The 26,696-nt window shown below is 41.1% G+C and carries 20 protein-coding genes; 5 read left to right on the top strand and 15 right to left on the bottom strand.

The window, feature by feature from the left end; genetic code table 11:
• Window positions 1–334: 334 nt before the first annotated feature.
• The 11 genes from BIY37_RS07040 to BIY37_RS06990 form a co-directional block, all read right to left on the bottom strand.
• Entirely contained in the window at window positions 335–889 is a 555-nt protein-coding gene (locus tag BIY37_RS07040) for a PD-(D/E)XK nuclease family protein (RefSeq protein WP_070067128.1), read from the bottom strand.
• A 499-nt stretch (window positions 890–1,388) separates the two neighbouring features.
• Window positions 1,389–4,295 (bottom strand): UvrD-helicase domain-containing protein, encoded by a 2,907-nt coding sequence (locus tag BIY37_RS07035; protein WP_070067127.1) that lies wholly within the window; start codon window positions 4,293–4,295, stop codon window positions 1,389–1,391.
• Between the two features lie 357 nt (window positions 4,296–4,652).
• Window positions 4,653–5,540: a tetratricopeptide repeat protein gene (locus BIY37_RS07030; protein ID WP_070067126.1), complete on the bottom strand. Its 888-nt coding sequence runs from the start codon at window positions 5,538–5,540 to the stop codon at window positions 4,653–4,655.
• Complete coding sequence (locus tag BIY37_RS07025) at window positions 5,537–7,378, bottom strand: BatD family protein (protein WP_070067125.1); 1,842 nt, start codon at window positions 7,376–7,378, stop codon at window positions 5,537–5,539. Before BIY37_RS07025 ends, BIY37_RS07030 begins: the two co-directional genes overlap by 4 nt.
• Before the next feature lie 23 nt (window positions 7,379–7,401).
• Entirely contained in the window at window positions 7,402–8,283 is an 882-nt protein-coding gene (locus tag BIY37_RS07020; protein WP_179129322.1) for a tetratricopeptide repeat protein, read from the bottom strand.
• 33 nt (window positions 8,284–8,316) lie between these two features.
• The gene (locus BIY37_RS07015) at window positions 8,317–9,315 is read right to left on the bottom strand and encodes a VWA domain-containing protein (RefSeq protein WP_070067123.1); all 999 of its coding nucleotides are present in this window, start codon (window positions 9,313–9,315) and stop codon (window positions 8,317–8,319) included.
• The gene (locus BIY37_RS07010) at window positions 9,315–10,310 is read right to left on the bottom strand and encodes a vWA domain-containing protein (protein ID WP_070067122.1); all 996 of its coding nucleotides are present in this window, start codon (window positions 10,308–10,310) and stop codon (window positions 9,315–9,317) included. Before BIY37_RS07010 ends, BIY37_RS07015 begins: the two co-directional genes overlap by 1 nt.
• 6 nt (window positions 10,311–10,316) lie before the next feature.
• Window positions 10,317–10,835, bottom strand: coding sequence for a hypothetical protein (locus BIY37_RS07005; RefSeq protein ID WP_070067121.1), 519 nt, complete (start codon window positions 10,833–10,835; stop codon window positions 10,317–10,319).
• Window positions 10,836–10,959: 124 nt separating this feature from the next.
• Window positions 10,960–11,943, bottom strand: coding sequence for a hypothetical protein (locus tag BIY37_RS07000; RefSeq protein WP_143299201.1), 984 nt, complete (start codon window positions 11,941–11,943; stop codon window positions 10,960–10,962).
• Between the two features lie 61 nt (window positions 11,944–12,004).
• Window positions 12,005–12,880: a DUF58 domain-containing protein gene (locus BIY37_RS06995; protein WP_070067119.1), complete on the bottom strand. Its 876-nt coding sequence runs from the start codon at window positions 12,878–12,880 to the stop codon at window positions 12,005–12,007.
• A 116-nt stretch (window positions 12,881–12,996) separates the two neighbouring features.
• Window positions 12,997–13,986 carry an AAA family ATPase gene (locus BIY37_RS06990; RefSeq protein ID WP_070067118.1) on the bottom strand — a complete coding sequence of 330 codons (990 nt, stop codon included), beginning with the start codon at window positions 13,984–13,986 and terminating at the stop codon, window positions 12,997–12,999.
• Between the two features lie 570 nt (window positions 13,987–14,556).
• On the opposite strand from BIY37_RS06990, the gene mobB reads away from it, so the two are divergent.
• The 3 genes from mobB to rtcA all read left to right on the top strand — a co-directional run bounded on the left by mobB (window position 14,557) and on the right by rtcA (window position 16,653).
• The gene (mobB, locus tag BIY37_RS06985; RefSeq protein ID WP_179129321.1) at window positions 14,557–15,057 is read left to right on the top strand and encodes a molybdopterin-guanine dinucleotide biosynthesis protein B; all 501 of its coding nucleotides are present in this window, start codon (window positions 14,557–14,559) and stop codon (window positions 15,055–15,057) included.
• Between the two features lie 126 nt (window positions 15,058–15,183).
• Complete coding sequence (locus BIY37_RS06980; RefSeq protein WP_070067116.1) at window positions 15,184–15,531, top strand: c-type cytochrome; 348 nt, start codon at window positions 15,184–15,186, stop codon at window positions 15,529–15,531.
• Between the two features lie 45 nt (window positions 15,532–15,576).
• Window positions 15,577–16,653: an RNA 3'-terminal phosphate cyclase gene (gene rtcA, locus BIY37_RS06975; protein ID WP_080324919.1), complete on the top strand. Its 1,077-nt coding sequence runs from the start codon at window positions 15,577–15,579 to the stop codon at window positions 16,651–16,653.
• 17 nt (window positions 16,654–16,670) lie between these two features.
• On the opposite strand, the gene BIY37_RS06970 is transcribed toward rtcA, so the two are convergent.
• Window positions 16,671–17,717 carry a hypothetical protein gene (locus BIY37_RS06970; protein ID WP_070067115.1) on the bottom strand — a complete coding sequence of 349 codons (1,047 nt, stop codon included), beginning with the start codon at window positions 17,715–17,717 and terminating at the stop codon, window positions 16,671–16,673.
• Between the two features lie 1,009 nt (window positions 17,718–18,726).
• Between BIY37_RS06970 and BIY37_RS06965 the strand changes: the two genes are divergently transcribed.
• Both BIY37_RS06965 and BIY37_RS06960 read left to right on the top strand, forming a co-directional pair.
• Window positions 18,727–19,407 carry a class I SAM-dependent methyltransferase gene (locus BIY37_RS06965; protein WP_070067114.1) on the top strand — a complete coding sequence of 227 codons (681 nt, stop codon included), beginning with the start codon at window positions 18,727–18,729 and terminating at the stop codon, window positions 19,405–19,407.
• A gap of 113 nt (window positions 19,408–19,520) precedes the next feature.
• Window positions 19,521–20,495, top strand: coding sequence for a deoxyhypusine synthase family protein (locus BIY37_RS06960; RefSeq protein WP_070067132.1), 975 nt, complete (start codon window positions 19,521–19,523; stop codon window positions 20,493–20,495).
• 344 nt (window positions 20,496–20,839) lie between these two features.
• Here the strand turns inward: BIY37_RS06960 and BIY37_RS06950 are convergent, their stop codons facing one another.
• The 3 genes from BIY37_RS06950 to BIY37_RS06940 are packed head-to-tail and all read right to left on the bottom strand — an operon-like array spanning window position 20,840 to window position 26,685.
• Window positions 20,840–22,372 carry a TolC family protein gene (locus BIY37_RS06950; RefSeq protein WP_230402459.1) on the bottom strand — a complete coding sequence of 511 codons (1,533 nt, stop codon included), beginning with the start codon at window positions 22,370–22,372 and terminating at the stop codon, window positions 20,840–20,842.
• A 4-nt stretch (window positions 22,373–22,376) separates the two neighbouring features.
• Window positions 22,377–25,532 carry an efflux RND transporter permease subunit gene (locus BIY37_RS06945; protein WP_070067112.1) on the bottom strand — a complete coding sequence of 1,052 codons (3,156 nt, stop codon included), beginning with the start codon at window positions 25,530–25,532 and terminating at the stop codon, window positions 22,377–22,379.
• Between the two features lie 10 nt (window positions 25,533–25,542).
• Entirely contained in the window at window positions 25,543–26,685 is a 1,143-nt protein-coding gene (locus tag BIY37_RS06940) for an efflux RND transporter periplasmic adaptor subunit (RefSeq protein ID WP_070067130.1), read from the bottom strand.
• Between the last annotated feature and the right edge of the window lie 11 nt (window positions 26,686–26,696).

Below are 26,696 nucleotides of genomic sequence, written 5' to 3'. Positions count from 1 at the left end.
AAACTTGTTTGTCCATGTTGTTTGAATATACACACGGATTTGGAATATATCACACGAACAAACAAAGTTTGTCAGCGCCACCCTGTGACCCGCTTAAATAAAATAAAAATTCCTATACAATTAAATTTAGATTTCATATAAAAAACGGTGTTTCCTGAGAAAATCAGGTCAATCTGTGAAAAATATCGGTATAATTCAGCAGAATTGTGTGTAATAGCTTAAGGATATGCTCAAAATCCATGCCTAATCAGAAAAATTCAATGGCTGGAAGTAGTATGGGTAGATAAAATTGAGATGAAAGAATGAACTTACTCGGGGAAGACATTTGACTACATTAAGAAATAGCTACTGCTTTACCTGCCCTGAGGAAGATAAGCTTAAATTCAGGGTTATCTATTTTCAGGCAGCGCCTGGCAGCCTCCACATAGACCGTTTTTTGATACGCATATTCTTCTGCCTTTGCTGGCAGCCCGGTCGTGGCGACGTAATCCGTCTTATAATCGGCAATAATGATACGATCTCCAATCTTGTAAAGGATGTCAATGGATCCCCTCATGATTTGGCCATTCCAATTAAGCAGGATGAACACTTCACGGCCAAGGATCTCTGCTATCTGTAGTTCTTTATACGCATCAGAATTCATAAAAGCAGAAAGTATCTTTACTACCTCTGTTTTTATATATTCCATATTCTGAAATTGTGCAGATGATTCTTCCCTCGTCATTTCAAAATTCATAGACCATTTTACCACTGACTCGACCATCCTTTGAAGTTCCTGGGAAGTTCCGTGAAAATCCCATTCCTCCAATACACGGTGACAGATGGAGCCAACTAATACAGCATGGCTTGGACTTGTCTGATCAGTGTCAGGTTGAATTTCTTTGACCATACATCTTTATTCCTTATTTAAGCCTGCAAAACAGCGGTTTATCCTTACCTAGAAAACGTAACAAATAAGTATACATGCAATTACATTGCGAGGATGACAGCCCGAAGCAATCTCCAGTGCCCGGATTGCTTCGCGGAATTTACATTGAACAATGCGAATGTGCTCTCAACGACGACTTTCTTTTTGCGTTCACTAGAGTATCTTCCAAGGATCATTTTGACATTTTCGATAAATATTATGGGCAACTTAGCCCTATTATATTTGTTGTGTCCTTCATGACAATGCCTCCTATGTGACTATTTTGAAACGTGCCCGGAGTGAAACTGGCTGTAAGGCTAGAATTGAATTTGACCGGGTTGAGACATGAATTCGGCACTTCGGGTTTTGCCTTTACCGACTTATTCGGGTTAGAAGACAAAACATCCTTTGGGACAGACTCAAAGTGTCTTATCTCGTCTGGCATCCTTTAAATTCATTCGGATAAAGCCGGGGTAACTCTTCAGCTCTCTGGTGCTGCGGACATATTTATTTCCATTGTTTCTTCATGTGCTATTGACGTTGGAGAAATAAAAAGAGGTGTCTTTGCTGCTTCAGACATTGCAGCATCTCTCTTCTTCCATGCTTCTACAAAAGTCGCCCAGTCAGCATTCAGAAATTTCTCTTTTGCAGCGCTTTTGGGGGGGCGTATTCCATCAAACATGAAATGTTCGACAAAGACCTCTGCCTTACCTAAAGGGAAGCTCACCGTTTCCTTAGAGCAACCGGAATTCATGAATATTTCATCACAAAGCTCACTACCAGCCGCGTCTCTTATCGATTGTATAATAAGTCCCATATACGATTTATTGTCGTCCTTTCTTGCCCCCGTAAGGATCAATCGTTCCTTTGCCCTGGTTGTAGCTACATACAAGACACGTTTCTCTTCTTCCCACGAACGATCATTGAGCTTCTTTTCAATCGCCATACTTTGCAGGTTCCTCACTTGTTGATCCCCCCGGCCAATAACAACACCTGTGGTAGATGTAGACCAATCAAATACCACACCGTTCAACGCTTCTTTGTCATTTCTTACTTCGCCATGGAGGTTGCCCAGAATAACAACAGGAAATTCCAGCCCTTTAGACTTATGGATGGTAAGAATTTTCACAACATCCAGCGTTTCATCCGACAGAGGACTTTCACCTTCTTCCCTGCCTTCCTTTATTCGCGCCTTAATACGGTTAAGAAAGGTTTTAAGTGAAATACTCCCCTGTTGTTCCATGTCACAAGCCATCCCGTATAGTTTCCAGAGATTGGCCAGCTTCTGTTCACCATGCCAGGCGCTGGCAGTAATCTCTGCAATATGAGTGCTGTCTAAAATTTCTGCGATAAGGTGAGAAACGGGAATGATGCTTGCCCGTGGATGGATTTCTCTTAAAAAAGCATAAAATGGTTCTGCCGGAGTCTTACCCAGGGCATCGTTGCGGTAATCTAATGAATGATTTACCCGAAGTTCATATATCTCCCGATCTGTCAGGCCTGCAATCGGCGAGCGGAGCACACCCACCAATGCAATCAGATCGTGAGGGTTTTCGATTACGCGCAAGAGGTTTATGAAATCGAGAATTTCCTGGGTAGTATAAAAATATTTTTCACCTTCTACAAGATAAGGAACTGCATACCGTTTCAATGCTTCAACATAAGGTCGTACCTGAGTAAACGCCCGCAAAAGTAATGCTACGTCTTTGTATGCAAGCTTACGAATCCCGTTTTCGGCTAATGCATCTTCCACGGTTTCATGATTCACATGTTTGGTAATCCATCGTGCAATCCACTCGGCTTCAGCTTCCCTTGCATCATCTGCTTTCAGTCCATTTCCTTCTCCATCGGAAACCAGGACTGCCTCAACTTTCTGGAAAGGATACTTCTTTTGTCTGCTCGCATGGAGAGGAATATAGTGCGGTTGCAAACCAGGCTGCCCTACCATAATTCTGCCGTCAAATAGCTGGTTTACCACCTCAATAATACCGGAATGACTTCTGAAATTTTCCTGTAATTTCAACGGCTCATCCTGTCCGCATATCTGCTTAACCACATATTCATAAGCCTCAATATCCGCCTTGCGAAAAGCGTAAATGGATTGTTTGGGATCGCCCACGATAAAGAGCTTTCCCTCCTCAAGGGTTACCTTTCGCGCATCCGTGTGGTAATGTTCTAACGACTCGGAAAGGAAAAGAACAATCTCGTATTGGACAGGATCCGTATCCTGAAACTCATCAACAAGCAGAACCCGGAAATCGTTCTTCAGCTTGTCGCGAATATACCGGTATTCTTTCTTTTGCAGTAAGTCTCTGGCCAGGATAAGAAGTCCGTCAAAGGAGACATATCCCTGGGATAAATAGGTTTGCCGAAAGGCTTTTGCAAATGGGAGAACGAGTTCTATTGCGGTTGCAACAAGGACGTGATCGACCATCTTGAGTTTTTTTAGTGTTACTTGACATTCCGTTACTAGCTTTTGTGCGGATGCAAATTCTTCTTCTGTCCAATCTTTTTTTGCCTGAGAGACACCTCTCTCGAGATCGTATGCCAAGGTAGATAAGTAATTGATACCGTGTTTCTTTATAGCATCCAAAATGCTTGACAATTCCTGTAATTGAATGAGAAGATTGTTTTTAGGATTCTTACAGGAAGGAACGATTTTCCTAATTCTGCGGGAAAGGGAATCGATCAGCAATTGGACTTTTGATTCATCATTCGCTTGTGACAAAAGCGAATCCGGGGGAATAGCAAACTCCGACAATCTCTTTGCCAGGTCTTTGAGGCTCTCTAGATCCAATCTCTTCAACACGCCTTTCCATCGGTGTGCATTGGGAGCAGTTAGTGTAAGTTCTGCCTCGGCCCAAGCGTTCCATTCTTTATCAAACATCTCCTCAAATACATCACCTTCATCCACGGTAAATCCGGGGACTACCCCTGATTCTACAGGATAGAGACGCAAGATATGGGCTGCAAAGCTGTGAATAGTCCCGATTATGGCCTTATCCATGTCCTTCAAAGATTTCTGTGCACGCCGTTCAATCTCAGCATGAGTCGTATGGTAAGCATCTCGGATGTGCGAAAGAAATGCTTCTCCCTTAATCTGCTCTTGTTGTGATGCATTTCCACGGATAACAGCAACAATCTTTTCCAACTCTCCTATCAGCCGCATCTTCATATCGCTGGCAGCCTTCTCTGTAAAGGTCATGGCCACGATCCTGAGGACAGGGCTTTCTTCTTTCTGAAACCTTTTATGACCCAGGAGTATGTGTAACATGCGGTTTACCAGGAGTGTTGTCTTGCCTGTCCCAGCTCCCGCGATCACAACGATGTTTTTCTTCAGTTCAGATACGGCAACTTCTCTTGTTTCATTATCGATGGGTTTTGGCATGTCAAGAAACCGGGGGAAAGCAATTGGAAAACACGTCGGAAAAGTCAAAATACAATGCACGAAAGCCGTGCTTCAACACTGTCTGGGGTTGAAACCCGACAGTGTTAATTTCGCCCTTATCTTCGCGAGAAATGTCACACTTAACTTTTAAAGATTCTATAATTTCGTTATCCCTTAATTTCGCCGCAACACATGGCAGATTGACTCTTTTGCTATCAGGTTCTACTCAGAAGAGGGTGTTTTGTCATCTTTTTTTCCAAAAATAATATTCATACAAACAATGCCCGTCATGAGAGCAATAAACGTACTATATGCGGCAATCAATAACTTTCCATAGAATCCGCCCATCTCATACTCCTAAATGGTATCTACATATTTTTTTTGTAACCACCCACTTCTTACCTCATTGCCGGTCTTTTCCCCGGCTCTTGCTTCTGAACCGGCACCGAGCTTTACCCCTACTTTTACATATACACGATACCAATCGTTTTTTTCATCTTCAATCACACATTCCGCGCCATTATGTATTTCAAATTTCGGTTCATATTCTTCTCCCGGTCCATAACGTACCTCGCACTTCGAAGCAATAATCACTCCATGATTCACACCTCGTTCAAGATAGATTTTCAGACCGAGGGAAACCACCACGATAAAGAGAACGGAAGAAATACCGATGAAGATTCTTTTAATCCCTCCATATTTGCAAACATTCGAAAAGAACAATACCACCATCAATAAAACATAGAGTGATATTGCTACGAGAGATAATTCGTTCTGATTCAGGAAAAATAACCAAAAGAATATCCGTTTCACTATGGCTGGAATTTCTGTTGACAGTTCTTTGTCTTCTGTAGAATCTTTTGCCAACCTCAGATTTGCGCTGAGATCTACGCTTCTCGGTATAAACCGCGCTGCCCTCCGGTAGTTTACAATCGCCTTCCCCAATTCTCCGCGACGATAATAGGTATTTCCCAGATTATAATATATATGACCGTTTTTGAATCCACCTGTCAGGATTGTTTCGTATTGTTCTGTCGCTTCTTTTAGCTTATGATCCGCTTCCGGTAAGTTTTTTGATGCAATCAACTTTATTGCCTGGAGATATTTTTCATTGGCGTCTGCAAATAGTTTGACTGCCTCGTCCCGAGACATTTCAGATTTTGACAACTCACCATGTGCTACCTGCGTTCCCCAGAGAAATAATGAATAGAGAAAGAAAAGGGGGATAACAATACATATCTTCATGACAATTGTCTCTCCATCTTTGTAATGAGTTCTTCCGCGCGCTTCAAAGAATGCTCCATTTCGTCCCATGTCCCGCTGTCTTTCGAGAATCGCCGACGATCAAAATCAGTCAGACTGCGGGAAACTTCCTCAACAATATCATCTTTCACCCCTCGTTGTTGCAATAGGACGATCACCTTGTCTTCCGTAGCGCTTGCCGGAGGAATGTTAAATTTATCCGCCAGGTAATCGGATATTGCCTTGGAAAGGCAGGAATAAAATTCTCCCTGCCGATGCTGATGAAGCACAGACAGGGCCCCATTCAGTCTCTTTTTTGCAACCGCGTGTGCCCTCCTTGTCCTGGCATATCCAACATCTGATGTTAGTCTCTCTTTATGCCTGGTTAACATAAACGAGGCAATAACTGCAACTGCCGGAATCAAGAGGCACCCCATGACAAATGGATTCCGGTAAACAGGGTTTCCCTGGTTTCGCAAAGAGGCCAGATTGGTCATAGGGGGCAGGATATCTTCCATAAGCAGTTGTACCTGACGTTTGGCCAGTGCCGGCTTGTCATGAGAAAGCGTTAACTGGATGGGTAATTCCTGTTCTCCCGCCTCTATCGTAATAGGAATCGGTTCTTTGGTAATTGTTTTATATTGGCCGGCACGCGGATCAAAAAAGCTAAATACGATTGCCGGCGTGAATTTTAGATCTGGTTTCAGAGGCTCGATGACCTTACTAAACACCTTTCTGCCTCGTAACAGTTCTTCCCTGTTTGTAATTTGCGTGGTAGATTCGGCAGGATATACTTTAAAATCGTCCTCCTTGTTTATGACCAGTGCCGGTTCTTGAATCGTCTGGATATTCCCTTCACCATACACAGACATGGAAAGCGTGATCGGATCACCGACCTTTAACCGCTGCGTCTTCGTTGAGACCTCCATATCAAAGCTACCTACAGCGCCTTTAAAATCTTTGGGTTTTCCTTCTTCCGGCAACGGTTTTATGCTTAGGGCAATTGCATTTGTTGCCCTTTCAATAGGGTATCGTTTCTGTTCTCTTCCAAAAAAGTCATCAAAGAAGGCGTCGCTAAAATAACTATCAGACGATGTATTCCTGCCTCTGCGCTGCGACACAATCAAATTGCATTTCAGTTTGGCTGACGATATCGCAAGCTCTCCCGACATCATCGGGAAAAGCGCCGTACGTAACTCTAGAACATTGTAGAGAACTCCTTCCCGAATCTCCTCATATTGTCTCTGATCCCCAAGTTTTTCTTCCATAAAGCTTTTTGTTGTCGGCTCACTATAATTTATATCACTTACCGGTAATCCTTTTTGAAAATAGAACTTGAATGATAGTATGATCTGTTCATTTACATATGCTTCATTTTTATCAACGCTTAATTCGACAAAGACAAGCTTTTCAAGATCCGGGGCTTGTGGGTCGGATGAGCGGGATTTATCAACCACTTCCACCGTTACTGGTTGAGAAGAATACATTTTTCCTTCGAATTCTACCGTTGACGGACCAATCGTGAATTTACCTTTTGCAGCAGGTTGCAACACGTAGGTATAGCCTTTACTTACCGAGACCACACCGTTCACATTTCGTGTTTGAGCAGAGATGCTTGGACCGTAGAGCAGGGTAAATCCCTCGATAACGGGAAAAGAAGGAGGTGCGGTATCCTGTGTGCCATGAATGGTCAAAGTCAATCTCAGTTGATCGCCTAATGTCAGGATATTTTGATCGACGGTCGCCGTTAGGCGAATATCCTGCGCACATAATTTACCAACGTATCCAAAGACAATAACAACAGAAATCAAAATACAACAATAGAACTTATATCTTCTCATCTCAAAAACCTTTTAGAAAGAAATCACCAATCCTTTTCTACGGATTTATGCTGCAGACGCTGATTATCCTTCAACATCTGTCTCGTCTCTTTTTCAGCATGATTTAATGCATCAAGAAACCGTTCAGCCTCCTCTTTTGACATTTGTCTCTGCCCTTGAGGCTGCATCGGCTGAGGCTGTTTTGCATCCTGATCTTTTTCTTTATCCTTATCCGATTGATCCTGTTTATCTTCTCTTGCGTCGTCATCGTTTTTCTGGGTATTTTTTTGCCCGGATTCCTGTTTATCATTTTGCGGTTCGTTTTTTTTCTTTTCCTCGTCCTTGTCTTCTTTTTGATGCTGATCTTCTTTTTTGTCCCTGGTATCTTGCTCTTGCTTCTGCTCATTTTCCTTCTGATTCTGCTCCTGTTGCTTCCGTTCATCTTCCTTCATCTTTCGCTCAACGTACTCGTAATTGTACCTGGCATCATTTTTCAGAGAATTCATTGCTTCGTCACCCTTGTATTCCAGTTCGTCGGTAAAATCCACCGCTTTCTTATAACATTCCATAGCCTCTTTCATTTTCCCCTGCCGGTACAGGGTATTTCCCATATTAAAGCTTGCCTTTGCTTGCATCTCAGGATCATCAGTTTGTACTATTTTTTCAAACAAACGAGCAGCCTCGTCGTATTTTTTTCTTTGGTATTGGGTATCGGCTATATTAAAATCCAACTGAGATACCTGAGGAGCATGAACCTGAGCATCAACGTATTTGTCCAACGCCTCTTCGTATGCACCCTTATGGTACAACTGGTTTCCTTCTCTCACTTTATCAGCCATAGGATCAATCCATCCCAACGAAGTCACGATAAGGAACGGTATCATGAAATAACCAAATTTGTAAATCTTACCTTTTCTATAAATCATATTCATCAGCTATTTAACGAGATTTCGCGTTATTTATCTTTTTCTATCCAGGAGAAAACTCTCCACGGTAATAAAAATCATTGCAATAAAAAGAGGAATCTGATATCTGTTCACGTACCTTTTCACCCGCTGAGTTTTATAGGCAGAACCTTCTATTTTAGCAATACTATCGTTATAAATCTTTTCTAACCCCCACCTGGTACCGTATGCCGGTGTATAAAGACCGCCAGTTTCCAGTGCAATTTTATTTAAGGTAATTTCATCCAGTTTTGACTTAACAACCTGACCTTGTCTATCTTTCAGTAATCGATCCTGACCACTTTCATCTTTTATTTTGATATAGGAACCATCCTTCTTTCCCACACCTACCGTATAAATAACAATACCCTCCTTTTTAGCAATAGCGGCTGCCTGTAACGGATCATCTTCGTGATTCTCACCATCGGTAATCAGAATAATAACTTTGTGATTTTTTGAATTTGCTTCAAACGAAGCAATCCCTTTTTTTATCGCCTCTGCCAGGGCAGTCCCACCCAGCGGAACGAGATTCGTATTAACATCCTGCAAAAAGAGTCGAAAGGCGCCGTAATCTGACGTTAGCGGGCAGTACGGGAACGCCGAACCTGCAAACACGACAAGGCCGATACGGTCTCCTTTCAGGACACGCAACAAATCTTCAATCTCCCGTTTTGCCATTTCCAGTCGATTGGGCTTTACATCATCCGCCAGCATGCTTCGTGAAGTATCCACGGCAATTATAATATCAATCCCTTTTTTCTCGACATCTTCCCAATGATATCCCAACTTCGGCTCAATAAGTGCTATAACCAAAAAAAAGATGCCAAGAATTATGAAAACAGCCTTAAACCACAACTTTTTTTTATGAATGGAGAGTCCGGTCTTTTGTAACAATTCAAGACTTGCAAAGGTATTGAGGTCGCGCATCTTTTTTTTGAAGGCAAGGAAGTATCCGAGACTCAAAACCGGAATAACCGCAAGCAGGTAAAGGTAAATAAGGTTTCCGTATTTCATTAAGGTATTTTTCTTAATTTTGTTTTTGCTAAACCTAATTCAACGAATAATAACCCAAAGGCAGACAATAAAAAATAATGAAACAACTCGTTATATTCTGTGTACTGGGTCACATCTGATTCTGTTTTTTCAAGTTTATCGATTTGGCCATAAATTTCTTTCAGCGACTCGGTATCTGTTGCACGGTAATAATTCCCGTCGGTAATTCTTGCAATTTCTCTCAGGGCATCATCGTCGATATCAACCTTCACTTGTTTCATCACCTTGTTTCCAAAGATATCAAATGCCGGAAACGGGGCAAGCCCCTTTGTGCCGGCGCCTATCGCATAAATCTTAATTCCAAATGTTCGGGCTATTTCTGCTGCGGTAAATGGATCGATCTCGCCCGAGTTGTTTCTGCCGTCCGTTAAAAGAATAATTACCTTGCTCTTCGCCTTGGTATTTTTCAGCCTTTCAATGGATGAACCCAGGGCAGAGCCTATGGCAGTGCCGTCTTCAACCATTCCAATCTCCACCTTGTCCAGGAGCTGTAACAACATACCGTAATCGAGCGTCATTGGGCACTGGGTATATGGCCGTCCGGCAAAAACGACCAAACCAATACGATCATTTGTACGTTTCATGATAAAATCTTTCACCACCTGTTTAACGACATGAAGCCGGTTATAGCGCCTGCCGGCGATTTCAAAATCCTCAGCCAACATGCTCCCCGATACATCCACGGCTAGAACAATATCAATCCCTTCCGTTGTTACCTTCGTTTGTTTGTTTCCATACTGAGGCCGGGCCAGGGCAATCACAAACAGTACAATTGCCGTCGATCTAAGGATAATGAGTATGTGCCTGTACCTTTGGGCAAATGAGGGTTTTATCTTTTTTAGCGCTTCCAGGGAAGGAAAGACAACCTGATTGGTTCCCCTGCTTCGAAAGTAAACATAGATCAGGGGTGGAATAACAAGAAGAAATACCAGAAATAATGGGTCACGAAAGATCATGGAAACTTATATGACAGGAAAAGAATATTGCACCTGTTTCCCTTTTGAAATAGCATTCCAGACATCTGTTTCCGGAATTTCCTTGTCGGTTAAAACATTCACGAGAAAGCGAAGCGCCTCATTGGTTGACTTGAGGAGGTCTTCCATTCCTGTTACATACGTAAAATAACGGCTGAGATTCATTTCTGCCTGCTTGTACACCTGTGCTCCTGCAAGCTCTTTCCGGAAGCCCATATTCTCCTCATACCCCATGGAAATACCTTTATCAACATATTTCAGGCTTACACGTACCTTATCATTCTCTATTTCAAAAAAACGAATTTCCTGCTTCCTTGCAAGGATTTCTTTGATCTCTGGAGTACAATATATGCCCCATAAAGTCTGCATATTTTTTTTAAGTCTTGCAAGTTCTTCCGTTGTGACCTTGCGCACAGGTGTAACTGATGACTTTGCAACCGGCTTCCCTTTCAACTTCTTTTCGTAACTTAAATACTCATCCAAAAATTTTTCTGGCGCTTTTACCATTTTTCTCATCCTTGTAAAAAAGGTTTACTCTATTAAGAGCCGATATCCTTAAAGTACAGTCATCGAAAAGAGAACGCCCGGGTATGCAATCGACAAACTTACTCTGTAAGACAATCTCTCACTTTTATGCAGGAATCGCCTCTTTGTTTTCCATGCATTCTTTGGTCTCATCGACAAATCGTTTTGCAGCGTCATAAATCTCCTGAATTTCCGACACCGATGGATCATATGTCGCATATTTTACCATATCGCATCGTTCAAGGAATTCCCGAATCAATCGTTTATGAATATCATTTAACTTATTCGTATGTGCCATTTCTGCAAGAAACTCCTCTGTTGTGCGTTCCGGCGCCAACAAATCAAACCGATTTTCAATATAATGACGCACGATACCCGTTAAACGATAATAATATTCTTTAATGAATCCTTTTGCTATCAAATCTTCTTTCAATAACCCTTCCAGCAATTCGTAGGCAATTTCATGAGGTAATTTTACTATCAACTCTCGTTCCTGCATTTTTTTCTTCCGTTTTGTGATTAACCAGAAAATAATCCCTGATAGCAACAATACGGTAAATACAGCGCCTATCCACGAAAGCAGCCGTTTGAAACTAGCAGGCACATCAGCAGGCGGGATAATGTCCTTAATATCGCCGGAAATTTCATCTCCTTGCAAAACTCCCTTGATATCAATAGATATTTCATTGGTAACAACTTCTCCCTCGCCTTGAGTCCCCTGATACGATATCTTTAATGGCGGAATCGATTGATGTCCAATTTCATATGAACTCAATACATAATAACAATCGACCGTAAACCGGCCGTCTTTTTCTTTTTTCGGTCCTTCAGCAACTCCCATTTTTTTTACCGTAAATACGCCAAGTTGCTGATCTAATTCAGGAAACCGCGGAACGACGCCATCCTTATACGTCACCCGAATTCCAAATTTTATCTTATCGCCAATGGTTATTTCATTTCTGTCTGCATGCGCAATAGCCTCTATCGAAGGTACGCCTTCTGTAGCCTGGTTTCCCGAAGCAAAGGCGCTATTTCTAACCACACCTAGTGTATAAACTACCCCTATCAAAAGCAATAGGATATTTAGCAACGAACGGTATCTTTTCACTACCATTTTCAAGAAGACCTAAGATGAATTATTTTAAAAATAATCAATATCTTTTTTCCCTTATCCTGAAAAAACGAACAATAGGCTCAACATAGTGCCGGTCGGTACCGACGATAATTTCGTCGATACCCATTGAACGGAACAATCTTGACCGTTCGTGCTTTTGTCTGGTATTGAGCGCATGAAATTCTTTTCTTGTCAATGTGTTTGCCGTATCGATCAAGAGTATCTCATCTGACTCAGCATCTCTTAACTCAAGTAAACCTACATTCGGTAATTCTTGTTCCCGCGGGTCAACAATGGTAATCGCAATCACATCATGCTTCTTATTTGCAATGCGAAGTGCATGTGCATAATCATTTGCAATAAAATCAGACACCACGAACGAGATCGCACGCCGTGAGGAAATCTTATCCATATATTCCAGCGCCACAGAAATATTTGTCCCTTTCCCCGCCGGTTTTGCACACAAGAGTTCCCGGATAACCCGCAATACATGTTTTGCGCCTTTTTTAGGAGGAATAAATTTTTCAATTCTATCTGTAAACATGATCACGCCCACTTTATCGTTATTCTTTATAGCGGAAAATGCAAGCAATGCACAGACCTCTATCGCGATTTCATTCTTCAATTGTCTGATTGATCCAAAGTTTCCGGATGCGCTCATATCCACAAGGAGCATTACCGTTAATTCCCGTTCTTCGACGTAGCGTTTGATAAAAGGACGACCCATGCGCGCCGTCACATTCCAGTCAATCGTCCGGATTTCATCCCCTGGTTGATACTCCCGCACCTCATCAAACTCCATCCCCCGTCCCTTGAAAACACTGTGATACTCACCGATAAACGACTCATTGACAAGACGACGGGTATGAATCTCTATCTGCTGGATTTTCTTCAGGATATCTTTCGTAATCATGATAATCTATCTCTCTGGTATGTCTGCTGGTTCAGACAATTACAGGATACACACACGGCACAAATACTTTGCCTTGCTTGAGCCTGCGAAACGATTAAACTGCCTGACCCGGCACTTTATGGAACCTCTACGGTATCAAATATCTTTTGAACAATATCTTCAGCGCGTATCTCCTCAGCTTCGGCTTCATACGTAATAATTACACGATGGCGAAGTACATCCATTCCTATGGATTTCACATCCTGCGGGGTAACAAACCCCCTGCCCCTGATAAAGGCGTGTGCCTTGGCTGCAAGGGCGAGGTAAATCGTTGCGCGCGGCGATGCCCCATATTCAATAAAATCTTCCATTTTCAGATTATATGCCTTTGGCTCCCTTGATGCGAATACAATATCGACAATGTAATCCTTGATTTTATCGTCGATATAAATCTCATCAACAATGGAACGCAAACGCAGAATATCTGCAGGAGATATAACGGGGGTTACCTTAAAATCTTTCTTGGTCAATGCCATGCGTTCCAGAATCTCACGTTCTTCTTTCTTGTCAGGATACGTGATGATTAATTTTAGCATAAACCGGTCTACCTGCGCCTCAGGCAATGGATAGGTTCCTTCATGCTCAATGGGATTCTGGGTAGCCAACACAAGAAAAGGATCCTCTAACTGAAATGTCTGATCCCCTATGGTAACCTGCCTGTCCTGCATTGCCTCCAGGAGTGCGCTCTGCACCTTTGCTGGTGCCCGGTTGATCTCATCGGCAAGAACAATATTGGTAAAAATAGGACCCTTCCGTATCGTAAAATCACCACTCTTGGGATTGTAAATAAGAGTGCCAACAAGATCGGCAGGGAGTAAATCCGGTGTAAACTGGATCCTTTGAAATCCGGCTTGCATTGCCTTGGCCAGGGTCATAACAGACATTGTTTTTGCCAGACCCGGTACGCCTTCCAGTAATACATGGCCGTTGGAGAGGATACCAATGAGCAATCTTTCAATTAAATATTTCTGACCTACAATTACTTTTCCAACTTCATACATCAGGGTATTCACAAAATCACTTTCCTGCTTCACCCTTTCCGTAATTTTTTTAACGTCTGATTCCATCGCTCCCTCCGCTAAAATGTGAATTGCACAAATTAGATACCTCGTATTAAAACGTTTTCAGCTTAGCATCTGTAAATAACCTTGTATTTACAAATGTTGTCGTGGCCAGAATTCTCATCATGTACTTTGTTATTAAACAGCGAACATCGCTGGATTTGTTCCTTGTAGTATTGTCATGAAAGGGCTTTTTTTATTGCAAGTTTTTTACCCCCCTTCAGCTATCTTAACAGGAGGATTGATTATGGCTTTGTTATGCAATATAGATACTAGTAAGCTTCAGACATCATGGCATAATACGGGTAGCTATTATATAGCAAATTTTCCCGATTTAAAATACCCATTTTACAAATTCTGCAGAAAGGAAAGTCCTTGACACTATATGCAAGAGATGTTACGATTTTTTTCACCGTTAAAAATCTGAAAATCTTTGATGTCGGAGTACTTGTTTCAGTAGATAACGTAAAGAGTATTTGTTATTTAAATTTTCGCAAAGTAATAAAATCTTAGAGGTATTTATTACAAAAGGCACCGGACATCCGGTGCTATTTACAGAATTCCAGATAAATAACATTGTCAAAAGCCATTCCCGTTGTTTCAATCATTGGTAAACAGAATACCGGAAAGACAACACTTATAGAGATACTTATTCCTTTATTAAAGAAGAAGGGATACCGGATTGGAACTATTAAATATAATGTACCCTTCTTTCAAGTTGATTACGAAGGCAAGGATACGCATCGACACTATGCAGCGGGGGCAGATGTAGTTTCTATATCATCGCCGGAAAAACTTGCGATTATAAAAAGGGGTGGAGGAAAATCGCCTTCAATAAAAACTCTTATTGAAACTAATTACCGGGATGTTGATGTTATATTCGTAGAGGGGTATAAGCATTGGAATTACCCTTCTATTGAAATCCAGCAAGACCAACAACACATGATATCAAAAAACAAAGAATATAAACATCGTTTGAGGATTACCAATACTGCAAAAACATCTTCTCACGCGCCCAGTTTTACGCAAGATGATTTAGATAAAGCTATTCATTTTATTGAATCCAAGATGATGTAAACCCGATAGGAGGTGATGAGGATTTCAGAAAAAGCCTGTAAATATGTGTTACTATAATTATTTCACAAAACTTATTTTTCGTGCATTTATTAATGTTCAGGTAATTCTTATTAGGAGGATAGTCCATTGAAAAAGATTTTCACCTATTGCGCAATTCCCATTGTAACGATGTTTGGCATATGTTTAGGTCTTCCCAGTTTTACGGCGCATGCCGGAGACGTGAAAAAGATTTATAAAGATACCTGCGAACTATGCCATGGCGCTGATGGAAAAGGGAGCGAGGCGGGAAAGCAGTTTAACGTACCGGATTTCACAAATCCAGAATATCAAAAGTCGAGAACTGACGCAGACATGAAAAAGTCCATGACTGAAGGCACCAAAAACCCAAATTATGTTAAACTTTCCGACCTTGGAGTTGATACTGCCGATCTTGACCCGCTTATCAAACTCGTTCGGGAATTTAATGGTAAATAAATTAACCTGCAAACAGATATTATTCAAGCAACAAAAGGGTAGGGCATGAAATGTCCTACCCTTTTGTTTTCCGCACCCATGAAGACGGATGTTATTACCATTGACGGTTCCTTTGGCGAAGGGGGAGGTCAAATCTTGCGCACAGCCCTTTCGCTATCCGCCATTACCCAAAGACCTTTTGAAATACACAATATACGGGCGCATAGAAAAACACCCGGCCTCAGCCATCAGCACCTGCAATCAGTCAATGCCACAGCCAGCATTTGCAACGCAGAAGTTATCGGGAATCATTTGCGATCCACCAATCTCAAATTTTTTCCAGGGGAGATACAAGCTGGCACCTATCATTTTGACATTGGGACGGCCGGCTCTGTTTCACTCGTTTTGCAGACTATATTTTATCCGCTCAGCCTTGCGAATAAACCTTCTTCGCTTACTATCATTGGCGGCACACACGTCAGTCATAGCCCCTCTGCAGACTACCTCACGCACCAATGGTTGTACTTTCTTGAGAAAATCGGCTTTGCTGCTGAAATACAAACCCTGCGGGCAGGATTCTACCCGCGCGGTGGCGGCGAGATCATTGTCAAAATAAATCCCCAAAACCCCCTGAATCCAATCCATCTGGAAGAGAGAGGGGAGCTCCTGATAGTGCATGGAATATCCACTGTAAGCAACTTGGATAGTAACATTGCACAGAGACAACAAACCCAGGCCAGGAAGAAATTTATAGAACGAAGCATCCCCCATAAAATAGAAATTTCAAAAATACCCGCAATAGGAAAGGGTACGATGCTACTTCTGGTGGGAAAATTTGGAAAAAGCCAATGCTGTTACTTTAGTTTGGGCGCCATTGGCAAACGTGCGGAAACCGTCGCAGACGAGGCTTGCGATAAGTTCTTCTACTTTCTTGAAACCAAAGGCGTCATCGATGAGTACCTGGCAGACCAGCTCATCATTCCCCTCGCTCTTACAAAAGGACTATCGCAATATACCACCCCCAGAATTACCCAACATCTGCTTACTAATATTGAAATTGTAAAATTATTTTTGCCGGCAACGATCGTCGTCGTTGGAAATCCTGATGAGGAAGGTTTAGTAAAAATACATTGTCATGTCTAAGGGGAATTACCAAGTTTTTATATACGAATCGGGATCAACGTTGCAACGGATTCAATCGTCTTTCTGAAAGGTGTATTTCGAACATATCTCCATTTTTCATCAGTCGTTCCATGCTCCGGAGAAGTGATGTTGTTGATAAGAGGAAATCCTTTGAGCCCTTTCTTGAAAGTAACAGCCATTGTCCTGGCGCCTGCCTCTCCCATTGGAACAATATCGGCAACAAAATCCACCAGCACCTGTGCATCATCAAACACCTCGGTAGTTATCTCCTGTCCTTTTTTACAATTACCTATGGTCGCATCGGGAACTACTTCTGCAAGATTCATGCAGGCTAATACCGCGTTTTCACTTATATGAATAGCGCTTCTTGGCACACCCACGACCACATCTCTAAACAAGGCATCCACAAATATCTTCTTAAAGAAATGCTTTGTAGATTCCAACGCATTTGTCGGTAGCTTCTCACCTTTCGGTGCATATTTACCTAACGTCACGCCACTTGCCATATCTTTGAAAAAACTAACCAACGTACCTCCTAATCCCACTTTTTTACCTTCCTGGACGAGACCGTCTTTGTCAATATATTTAAACGGTGCACCGGGGCCAAAATCCTTAAAGATATTTATGATATTTTTCCCGGCATCCTTCATATCTTTCCCTACCCGTACCGCAAACTGAGATTGATCCCCCTGATAGTCTATTACATGAGTCTTCTTATCCAGGTTGAAGTGATCCCCGCCAGGATTTGATAACAATTGGTCCTCTTTATATTTCTGAAATTGATCTTTTAATGACATGGGTTGTATCTTTTTCTTTATCTCTGCATTTGTTACTAATGTTTCAAATGCATTACGTTCAAGCAAAGATAATGCCCCACCCTCTATTCTGCTTGTTACCGTATCATAATCATAGGTTTGTCTTTTATTCAACTCACGATCACACCTCTCTACTTCATCATAGATGATTTTTCTGAAAGGAGAAGTCTCCCTGCTACTATATGCACCAAATTTAACATCAAACTCTATCGGTTTACTACTTCTTCCTACTTTTGATGCCTCTATCATGACCCGTCTTTCAGTATAGGTTTTCCTGTGGAAATCTCTTTATTTCCTATGGAATGATTTGAGCAAATGATATACCTTCACAACTCGTTTTAGTTAAATCTTGATGTGTGAACTCTAACTCGTAATGACATTGAGAATTAAAATTACAATGAAAGCATATTTTGTTATAAGCTATACAATGAGTAAGCCCATCACGGGGAATCTATTTCCTACTATTCGATCACTTTTAGTAAATTCTTTTCTATCCGTCAAATTATTGCAAGTTATTTAGAAATCCATCTCTCATTTGCTAGATATTTCTCCCCTTTCCTGTAGCAGCGCCAGACCTTGCCACTGCGACATTGGTCAATTACGAATTTGGTGTACATCAGACCCCTATAAAGAATTTGAGTTATGTTTTTGTACATTTTTATACCTTGTTTAACGATAGTATCGTTATCTGCGGTCAGTGCCCAAATTATGAGGAAATGCATACGGGGAATTCAACAAACAGGGGTGTTGAAGTCGCAGCGGACCAACAGGCCATAGAGAATCGTTTGATATTTTGAGGAAATTACTCATATAACAATGCTGACAGGTTGGCGTTTGGAACTTCAAGACATACGGTAGACGTCGGTATTCATTGGAATTACAAAAACTGGAGGTTGTTCCTATCTCACGCCGAGGTTTTCCAAGAATGGTTTTATGTCCTTTCTTCGATACCCATACCATGTAATACTTGCATTCTCATTCTGCATGTGCTAAACTCTTTTCACTTTCAACTCCCTTCGTACGGATTGACCACAAAAACAACCTAAGGGTCATCCTAAGAAAGAAGTATCTCTATTTCAAATACTTCAGTATAGCTTTTGCTATCCCTTCAATGTAGTTGGGGATTCAGCTTAGCAATTATTTTATCAAGACAACGCTCTGTATCTCTTTTTTAAGAGGGAATTTTACCGTTAGTAATTTAACCTAATGACACTGAATCTCGACTGCTCATTAACTTGAACGGATGTATTAGAAGTATATGAAAAAAACGTTTTATATTTTCACATTTGTATTTTTACAGATATGTCTATTTTCAATTCCTGTATATGCTGAGAAATCAGAAAAGGAGATATTCTTTGACAATGCAGCAAACAATTGGGAGAAGTCGTCCACCAATGCCAAAGAGCTTTCACAGATAAGTGAAGTTATTGATTATTTTGGACTAAAAGAGGGAGAGACCGTGCTTGACGCAGGTTGTGGTACCGGACGTCTCATTCCATTTTTATACACTAACGTTGGTAAAAATGGCTATGTATATGGAATAGATTTTTCACAAGAAATGCTTCGTATAGCAAAACAAAAATACCATAATGAAAATATTTCTTTTATTAAGGCAGATATTGCACAAATACCGCTGAGCTCGGAAAGTATAGACAGGATAATATGTTTTTGTACCTTTCCACACATTGACAACAAAATGGTTGCGCTCAGTGAATTTCACCGATTGCTGAAACCATCTGGTATTTTAGTGATATGCAATCTTTTGGGTAGCAAGGAACTCAATGATCTGCATAAAAAAATTGGCGGGGCTGTAGCAAACGATACTTCTCCCTGTGCCGAAGAAATGAAACGGCTTTTTCTTGAAAGTAACTTTATCCCTCTAGAACTGCAGGATTTTCAAACATCGTATTTAATGACGGCAAGCAAGCCGCATTACTAATATTTTAAAAGTGCAACATAGCATTTGATAAATAAAAGGAGAACATAATGATAAAAGATTTTAATAGGTTGGATTTTGCAAAGACAGCGGAGTCGCATGAAAAAAAATATAAAATGACTCATAGCCCCATTTCTCAATTTATAAGCCATCATTACCGGCATTTTAACGCTGCTGTTATGATTGATGCAGCCAGGGCTTATACGCAGCACCTTGAAAACGGCGGAAAGATGTTTTTGACAATGGGAGGCGCAATGAGCACCGCAGAACTCGGACTATCCCTTGCAGAGATGATTCGCCAGGATAAGGTTCACGGTATCTGCTGTACGGGTGCAAATCTGGAAGAAGACGTCTTTAATCTTGTAGCACATGACCATTACGTACGTATCCCAAACTATCGGGAGTTGACTCCTGCTGATGAAGAAAGCTTATGTAAGCGACACCTGAATCGTGTAACCGACACCTGCATCCCGGAAGCAGAGGCATTAAGACGCATTGAAAACGCAGTCCTTGAAGAATGGATTGCGTCTGATAATCGGGGTGAACGATTTTTCCCTCATGAGTTTATGTTCAAAATTCTTTTAAGTGGTAAACTCAAGGAACACTATCAGATTGATCCAAAAGATAGTTGGCTTATGGAAGCTGCGATACGAAATCTGCCAATTTTTGTTCCTGGCTGGGAGGATTCAACGCTAGGCAACATGTACGCCGCACATTGCATTTCCGGCGAGGTTAAAAACATCCACACAGTAAAAACCGGAATTGAATATATGATTTTATTGGCGGAATGGTACACACAAATCGCTCCGGATGGACTGGGCTTTTTTCAAATCGGCGGCGGCATTGCCGGAGATTTTCCTATTTGTGTCGTACCGATGCTCCACCAAGACCTGAGACGCCCTGAAGTTCCACTTTGGTCATACTTTTGTCAAATTAGTGATTCAACGACAAGCTATGGTTCATATTCTGGTGCAGTGCCGAATGAAAAAATTACCTGGGGCAAGCTTGGCAAGGAGTCCCCAAAATTTATCATTGAATCGGACGCTACCATTGTTGCACCACTGATTTTTGCCTATGTGCTTGGATGGTAAGAATCAATTATTTTGGTAATAGCCACACTTTCTTTTGCAATCAGCGTGTTTTGTGAATGTTATGTTCAGGTTGTGCCATTGTGAAGGCCAACGCCACACTTTCTTTTGCAATCAGCGTGTTTTGTGAATTATCACGGATAATATGCAAAAGAAAGTGCTGACCGTCATGGACAGGGTCAGCAATGTCCTTACCCGTTAGAATTTGCAGAGAAAAGTCATCCATTTGCGAACGGCTTATCGGCTAAACAATGGAATGTAATACAAAGAAATGTGCGTTTGGTAAAAACTCCTTTTTCTGATAAGCATTTGGGCAATCTTACGCCCGCTAAATACTTTTCTTTCGTCTATCTCCAACCGCCACCAAGTGCCTTATAAATATTTATACCGGCATTAAATTGTTGTTGTTTGGTGTTTACTAATTCTAATTTCGATTGGAGGGCATTTTGTTGTGCTATTAATACCTCTAAATAATTTGCCCTGCCGGTTTTGAACAGTTCCAACGATATTTCTATAGATTGAGTTAACGCAGCCACTTTTTTGGTTATAAGTTTGTATGCCCGTTCCAGATTCTTAATATTATTCATTTCATTATATACTTCAATAAAACCATGGATAATGGTTTTTTGATAATTGTACAATGCCTCTATCTGTTTCGCTTGTGCAGTTTTAAATTGTGCCTGAATCGCGCTCCGGTTAATTAATGGAAAAGTTAAACTACCTATTGCTGTGTACGCAATTGATTCAGGTGATCGAAATAAAAAAGAGGGATTAAAAGCCTGGAATCCCATTGCCCCCGTAATGTTGAAAGAAGGATAGAATGCCTTCTTTGCTGATTTTACATCTGCTTTCGTGGCCATCAACTCATACTCAGCTTGTTTTATATCAGGCCTGTTTTCTAACAAATCGGATGGAATACCGATCATTACCTGAGCAGGAATTTCTTTAGTGAGAATTGATTTTTTACGATTGACCGGTTGTGGAAACCTACTCAATAAATAATTTATTCTGTTTTCACTCACGGTAATTCTTTGAAGAACTTCAACTTCCAATGCCCTTGAATGTAACAATTGCGCTTCAAACTGCTGCACAGCCAACTCATTAGCTGTGGCAACTTGTTTTTGAGTGGTAACGATGGAAATCGCATCTTCCTGCAGCTTGATGGTTTCTCCGATAATTTCCAATTCCGTGTCTAAACTCAACAACTCGTAATAGGTAATCGCTATCTCCGAAATTAAGTTAGTAAGTACGAGATTTTTTCCTTCGATGCTGCCAAGGTAACGAGCAAATGCAGCTTCCTTCTTGCCGCGGAGTTTACCCCAAATATCCATTTCCCATGTAGTTTGTAAACCGATATGATAATCAGGAAGATCGGTGGGTACTGTGTGTCCGGGGGTAATATCCGTTGTCCTGTTTCCCGCTCCATCCATAGTGTAACGTCCGAATCTTCTTTGAGAAACGGAGCCACCACCGGAAATTTCAGGAAACAAAGCCCCTTTACGTAATCGCAGGTCAGCCCGTGCAATTTCAATTTTTTGCAAGGTCATCAATACGTCCAGGTTGTTTTTAAAAGCTATATCGATCAGATCAATTAATGTAGTATCCGAGAAAAATTGTCGCCAGACAATTGTTGCAGAATTTACGGAATCCTTCGTGTGTGCAAACGTTTCCGGTATTTGTTTTGTGACATCATTCTCAATATTTCTCGTTGTCTGACAACCTGCCACAAGCAAGCATGCAGCCACGAATCCAAAAGCTGGTATGTTTTTAGCATCCTGCAAAAAACATTTTAACATTTCCAGCAAAAATATTTTTTGCAATATCAAAGCGTATCTTTCCAGCCTAGTCTTTTCCGATTCATTCAGGTCAGATTTCTTCATTGATTTATATTGCCTCGGTTAATGCTATTTCCTCTTTGATCTTTTTCTTCGAAAACAGTTCTGCAAGAGTTGCAAAAACAACATACAGTCCCGGAATAATAATTACTCCAAATATAGTTCCGAATAGCATGCCCCCTGCGGCCGCTGCGCCAATTGTTCTGTTACCGACAGCGCCGGCACCGGATGCAAGCATTAATGGAATCAATCCGGCAATAAAAGCAAAAGAGGTCATGAGAATCGGCCGTAACCTCACGGTTGCCCCTTCAATGGCGGCTTGCATGGGTGTTCGCCCTTCCCGGTGTTTTAAGGAAGCAAACTCAACAATCAGAATGGCGTTTTTCCCCAGTAAGCCGATAAGCATAATCATAGCTACCTGCGCATACACATTGTTTTCTAAACCCATCAGCATCAGAAGTAAAAATGCCCCGAAAATTCCGGTTGGCAAAGAAAGAATAACGGGCATGGGCAGGAGAAAACTTTCATACTGCGCAGATAACAACAGATACACAAATACCAAGCAGATAATAAAAATAGATATTGCTTCATTGCCAGCCAGGATTTCATCACGGGTCATACCCGCCCAATCTATGCTGTAACCTTTCGGTAGTCTTTCTTTGGCTACTTCCTGAATGGCTGCGATAGCGCTCCCACTGCTGTATCCGCTGGCCGCTTCACCGTTCAACTCAGCAGATTGATACATATTGTAACGGGTAATCTGATCCATCCCATATATGCGTTCCATAGTTATGAACGCAGATAAGGGCACCATTTTATTTTCATCGTTTTCCACATACAACTTAAGAATATCATCCGGCTTAGCCCGGTATTCTGGTAATGCTTGTACCATAACCTTGTACATTTGACCAAAACGAATGAAGTTTGTAGCATACTCACTTCCTAATAAGGTTTGTAATGTGCTCATCGCATTATTAACTGTTACTCCTTTTTGAGCAGCCTTATCAGTATCAACATGAATCATATATTGCGGGTAGCTTGCATCAAAAATAGTAAAAGCCCTTGCTATCTCAGGCCGGTCTTTTAAATCTTTAACGAATTGATTGACCACCGTTTCCATTTTTTTAAAATCACCGACGCCTGTCCTATCCAATAATCTCAATTCAAAACCACTGGCATTCCCATAGCCCGGCACGGCTGGCGGAGGGAAGAATTCAATTTTTGCATCTTTAATGTGCTTCGTTTTTTCGGCAACGTGTTCAATGATGTCATTGACCGATTCCTTCCGGTCGTCCCAATCTTTTAAGTTAATTAGACAAGTGCCGTAAGTAGCGCCCGTTCCATCGGACAAAATATTTATTCCTGCCAAGGAAGAAACGGACGCTATAGTTTCTATCTCTTCGCATACTTTTTGCACTTCATTTACTACTTCTTTAGTTCTTTCTAATGTTGAGCCGGGAGGAGTAGCGATACTGGCGTAGAATGTCCCCTGGTCTTCGTTGGGAATAAACCCTGAAGGCAGGAGTTTCCCGAAAATACCCGTTCCTGCGCAAAAAAGTAACAGGATTGAGAATGTGATGACCTTGCGGTTTACAATGAGGCCGAGCAGCTTTTGATACTTTGCAGAAAGATTTCCATACCAATTATTAAAGCCTGTAAAAAAACGATCTAAAATATTTTTCTTTTTATGCCCGGCGTGTGTATTTTTTAAAAACAAGGCACAGAGCGCCGGAGTAAGCGTTAACGCACCAATACCTGAAAGAACAATCGATATGGCTATGGTGATGGAGAACTGTTTATAAAAAACGCCAACAGGACCTGTCATAAAAGAGGTTGGAACAAAAACTGCAGACATTACCAGGGTAATTGCAATGATGGCGCCACTTATTTCCTTCATTGCTTGTTCGGTAGCTTCCTTTGCTCCAATATTCGAGTGCTCCATTTTTGCATGCACCGCCTCCACCACTACTATGGCGTTATCTACCACAATACCTATAGCAAGAACTAATGCAAAAAGGGTAATCAGGTTTAAAGAGAAGCCTAATATCTGCATGAAAAAGAGGGTGCCAATCAAGGAAACCGGTACAGCAATAGCGGGAATGAGTGTTGAACGCCAATCCTGCAGAAAAATAAATATCACGAATGATACAAGTAAAAACGCTTCAATGAGGGTTTTTAATACCTTATGAACAGAAGCATCCAAAAAACGCGAGATATCATAACTGATCGCATAATCCATACCTTCAACGAATGAGGATTCTTTAATTTCAGCCATTCGACTTTTCACTTCACTGATTACCTCGCTGGCATTAGAGCCTGGCAACTGCTTCAGCATAATTGAAGCTGTAGGTCTGCCATTTAGTCTAGACTCTACACCAAAATAAACTGCGCTAAACTCCACGTCAGCGATATCTTTTATGCGAAGTATAGCTCCGTCAGAGTTCGATTTTACCGGTATATTTTCATACTGTTCTTCGGTGTTGTATCTTCCCGTGTATTTTATCACGTATTGTAATGCTTGTGCTGATTTGTCCGAACTTTCTCCAACAGTACCCGGTGCAGCTTCTACATTTTGTTCTCGTAATGCGTTCAGTACATCATTTGTTGAAATATTGTAGGCAAGCATTTTATCGGGTTTTAACCAGATACGCATTGCGTATTCCTTGGCTCCCAATATAGCTGCATAACTAACGCCATTAATTCTTTTTAATTCCGGCAGTATGTTAATATCCGTAAAATTGTACAGGAATTCTTCCTCTAACGCGTTATTAATGCTGAAGATATCTAAATACATCAGCATAGATCTCTCTTCCTTGGCAATTTTTACCCCGTTTTTTATTACCTCCGCAGGGAGTTCGTCCACTACGGTACCTACTCTGTTTTGAACATTAACTGCGGCTATGTCGGGATCGGTACCCACTTTAAAAATGATTTGCACTATTCCCATACCATCATTTCCCGCCAACGACGACATATATTTCATTCCCGGGACACCATTGATAGCACGTTCCAAAGGCACAATAACGGCTTTTGTTACAGTTTCTGCATTGGCGCCAGTAAACTTAACAGAAACATTTACCACTGGCGGGGCTATACTGGGAAATTGCTCCTTTGGTAATTTGGCTAAAGACAACACCCCTAACAAGGTGATGATTAAAGACAGGACTATGGATAAAATAGGTCTATGGATAAATTTAGAGCTCATTATGTTTTTTTTAATTTTGAACTGTAAACATGGTTTGAGATTTTGATTGTTCCGTCAGAATTTGTTTCATAGGAACCATTTCAGGAATGATCTTATCTCCCTCTTTCACCAACTGAATGCCTTCATAAACAATTCTATCATTGGAAGATAACCCGGATTCAATTACATATAATTGGGGAACACGGAGTTTGGGAACAACGCTTCTCATTTTTACTATATTGTCAGAATCCACCGTAAATACATATATTTTATCCTGAATTTCAAAGGTAGCTTTTTGCGGAATTATCAAGGCGCCTCTTTCTTCCTTTATTATTCTGACTTCTCCGCTGGAACCGTGTTTCAAAAGAAGGTCCGGATTAGGAAAAGAAGCCCTGAAAGCTATGTTTCCGGTGGTTTTGTCAATTTTTCCTGCAACGGTTTCAATACATCCTTTATACTTATGAATTTGATTATTGGCTAAAACAAATACCACATCATTCTCCTTTCCTGAGTCCATGATCGTGGTAAATTCTAAATATTCTTTTTCCGGTACGTTGAAATATGCAAATACCCTTGTATTATCTGAAATGGTAGTCAACAGAGTTCCTTCATCGACTAAACTTCCAACCTTATTGGGAATTCTGTCAATAATTCCATCAAATGGCGCTTTTATTACTGTGTAAGAAAGATTTAATTTAGCGCTTGTTACCTGAGATTGCGCTTCATCAACTTTTGCACGAAATGCATCCAGTTTAGCCTGAGCCATTTCAAGCGCTGTTTTTGAGACAATGTTTTTTTCTACCAGTATTTTTACATTTTGCAAATCCAGTTCAGCAGTCTTTGCATCTGCAATGGCACTTTTCTGCATTGCCTTCGTTTTTAATAAATTCACTTCATATTCCTTGCGGCTAATACTAAAAAGGATTTGTCCGTCTTTTACGCTATCACCTTCGTCAACATGAATTTTTTCGATATATCCTTTAACCCTGGTCCTTAGCTCTACATGCTGCAAAGACTGTATGTGCGCTACATAATCATGCGTATAGGGCATATCCATCACGATAGGATTGGTAACAGGGAATTTTTCCTGCTTAACGCTACTTTTTTTATCCGATGAACATGCGCTTATGAATAAAACTGTCCAGACACTCAAATACATGAATTTGTTTTTCATAGTGATCATTA

The sequence above is a fragment of the Candidatus Brocadia sapporoensis genome (genome assembly GCF_001753675.2).
Classification (GTDB): Bacteria; Planctomycetota; Brocadiia; order Brocadiales; family Brocadiaceae; genus Brocadia; species Brocadia sapporoensis.
The sequence above is the reverse complement of the archived record's forward strand: the minus strand, read 5'-3'. Positions and strand labels throughout refer to the sequence as shown.

Bases quoted from the DNA above. Each gene is read 5' to 3' on its own strand.
- BIY37_RS06990 (WP_070067118.1), bottom strand. From the start codon at position 13,986: ATGGAATCAGACGTTAAAAAAATTACGGAAAGGGTGAAGCAGGAAAGT.
- BIY37_RS06945 (WP_070067112.1), bottom strand. From the start codon at position 25,532: ATGAGCTCTAAATTTATCCATAGACCTATTTTATCCATAGTCCTGTCT.
- BIY37_RS07040 (WP_070067128.1), bottom strand. From the start codon at position 889: ATGGTCAAAGAAATTCAACCTGACACTGATCAGACAAGTCCAAGCCAT.
- BIY37_RS06970 (WP_070067115.1), bottom strand. From the start codon at position 17,717: ATGATAGAGGCATCAAAAGTAGGAAGAAGTAGTAAACCGATAGAGTTT.
- BIY37_RS06940 (WP_070067130.1), bottom strand. From the start codon at position 26,685: ATGAAAAACAAATTCATGTATTTGAGTGTCTGGACAGTTTTATTCATA.
- BIY37_RS07025 (WP_070067125.1), bottom strand. From the start codon at position 7,378: ATGAGAAGATATAAGTTCTATTGTTGTATTTTGATTTCTGTTGTTATT.
- BIY37_RS07005 (WP_070067121.1), bottom strand. From the start codon at position 10,835: ATGGTAAAAGCGCCAGAAAAATTTTTGGATGAGTATTTAAGTTACGAA.
- BIY37_RS06950 (WP_230402459.1), bottom strand. From the start codon at position 22,372: ATGAAGAAATCTGACCTGAATGAATCGGAAAAGACTAGGCTGGAAAGA.
- BIY37_RS07020 (WP_179129322.1), bottom strand. From the start codon at position 8,283: ATGATTTATAGAAAAGGTAAGATTTACAAATTTGGTTATTTCATGATA.
- BIY37_RS07030 (WP_070067126.1), bottom strand. From the start codon at position 5,540: ATGAAGATATGTATTGTTATCCCCCTTTTCTTTCTCTATTCATTATTT.
- BIY37_RS07035 (WP_070067127.1), bottom strand. From the start codon at position 4,295: ATGCCAAAACCCATCGATAATGAAACAAGAGAAGTTGCCGTATCTGAA.
- BIY37_RS07010 (WP_070067122.1), bottom strand. From the start codon at position 10,310: ATGATCTTTCGTGACCCATTATTTCTGGTATTTCTTCTTGTTATTCCA.
- BIY37_RS07015 (WP_070067123.1), bottom strand. From the start codon at position 9,315: ATGAAATACGGAAACCTTATTTACCTTTACCTGCTTGCGGTTATTCCG.
- BIY37_RS06995 (WP_070067119.1), bottom strand. From the start codon at position 12,880: ATGATTACGAAAGATATCCTGAAGAAAATCCAGCAGATAGAGATTCAT.
- rtcA (WP_080324919.1), top strand. From the start codon at position 15,577: ATGAAATGTCCTACCCTTTTGTTTTCCGCACCCATGAAGACGGATGTT.
- BIY37_RS06960 (WP_070067132.1), top strand. From the start codon at position 19,521: ATGACTCATAGCCCCATTTCTCAATTTATAAGCCATCATTACCGGCAT.
- BIY37_RS06965 (WP_070067114.1), top strand. From the start codon at position 18,727: ATGAAAAAAACGTTTTATATTTTCACATTTGTATTTTTACAGATATGT.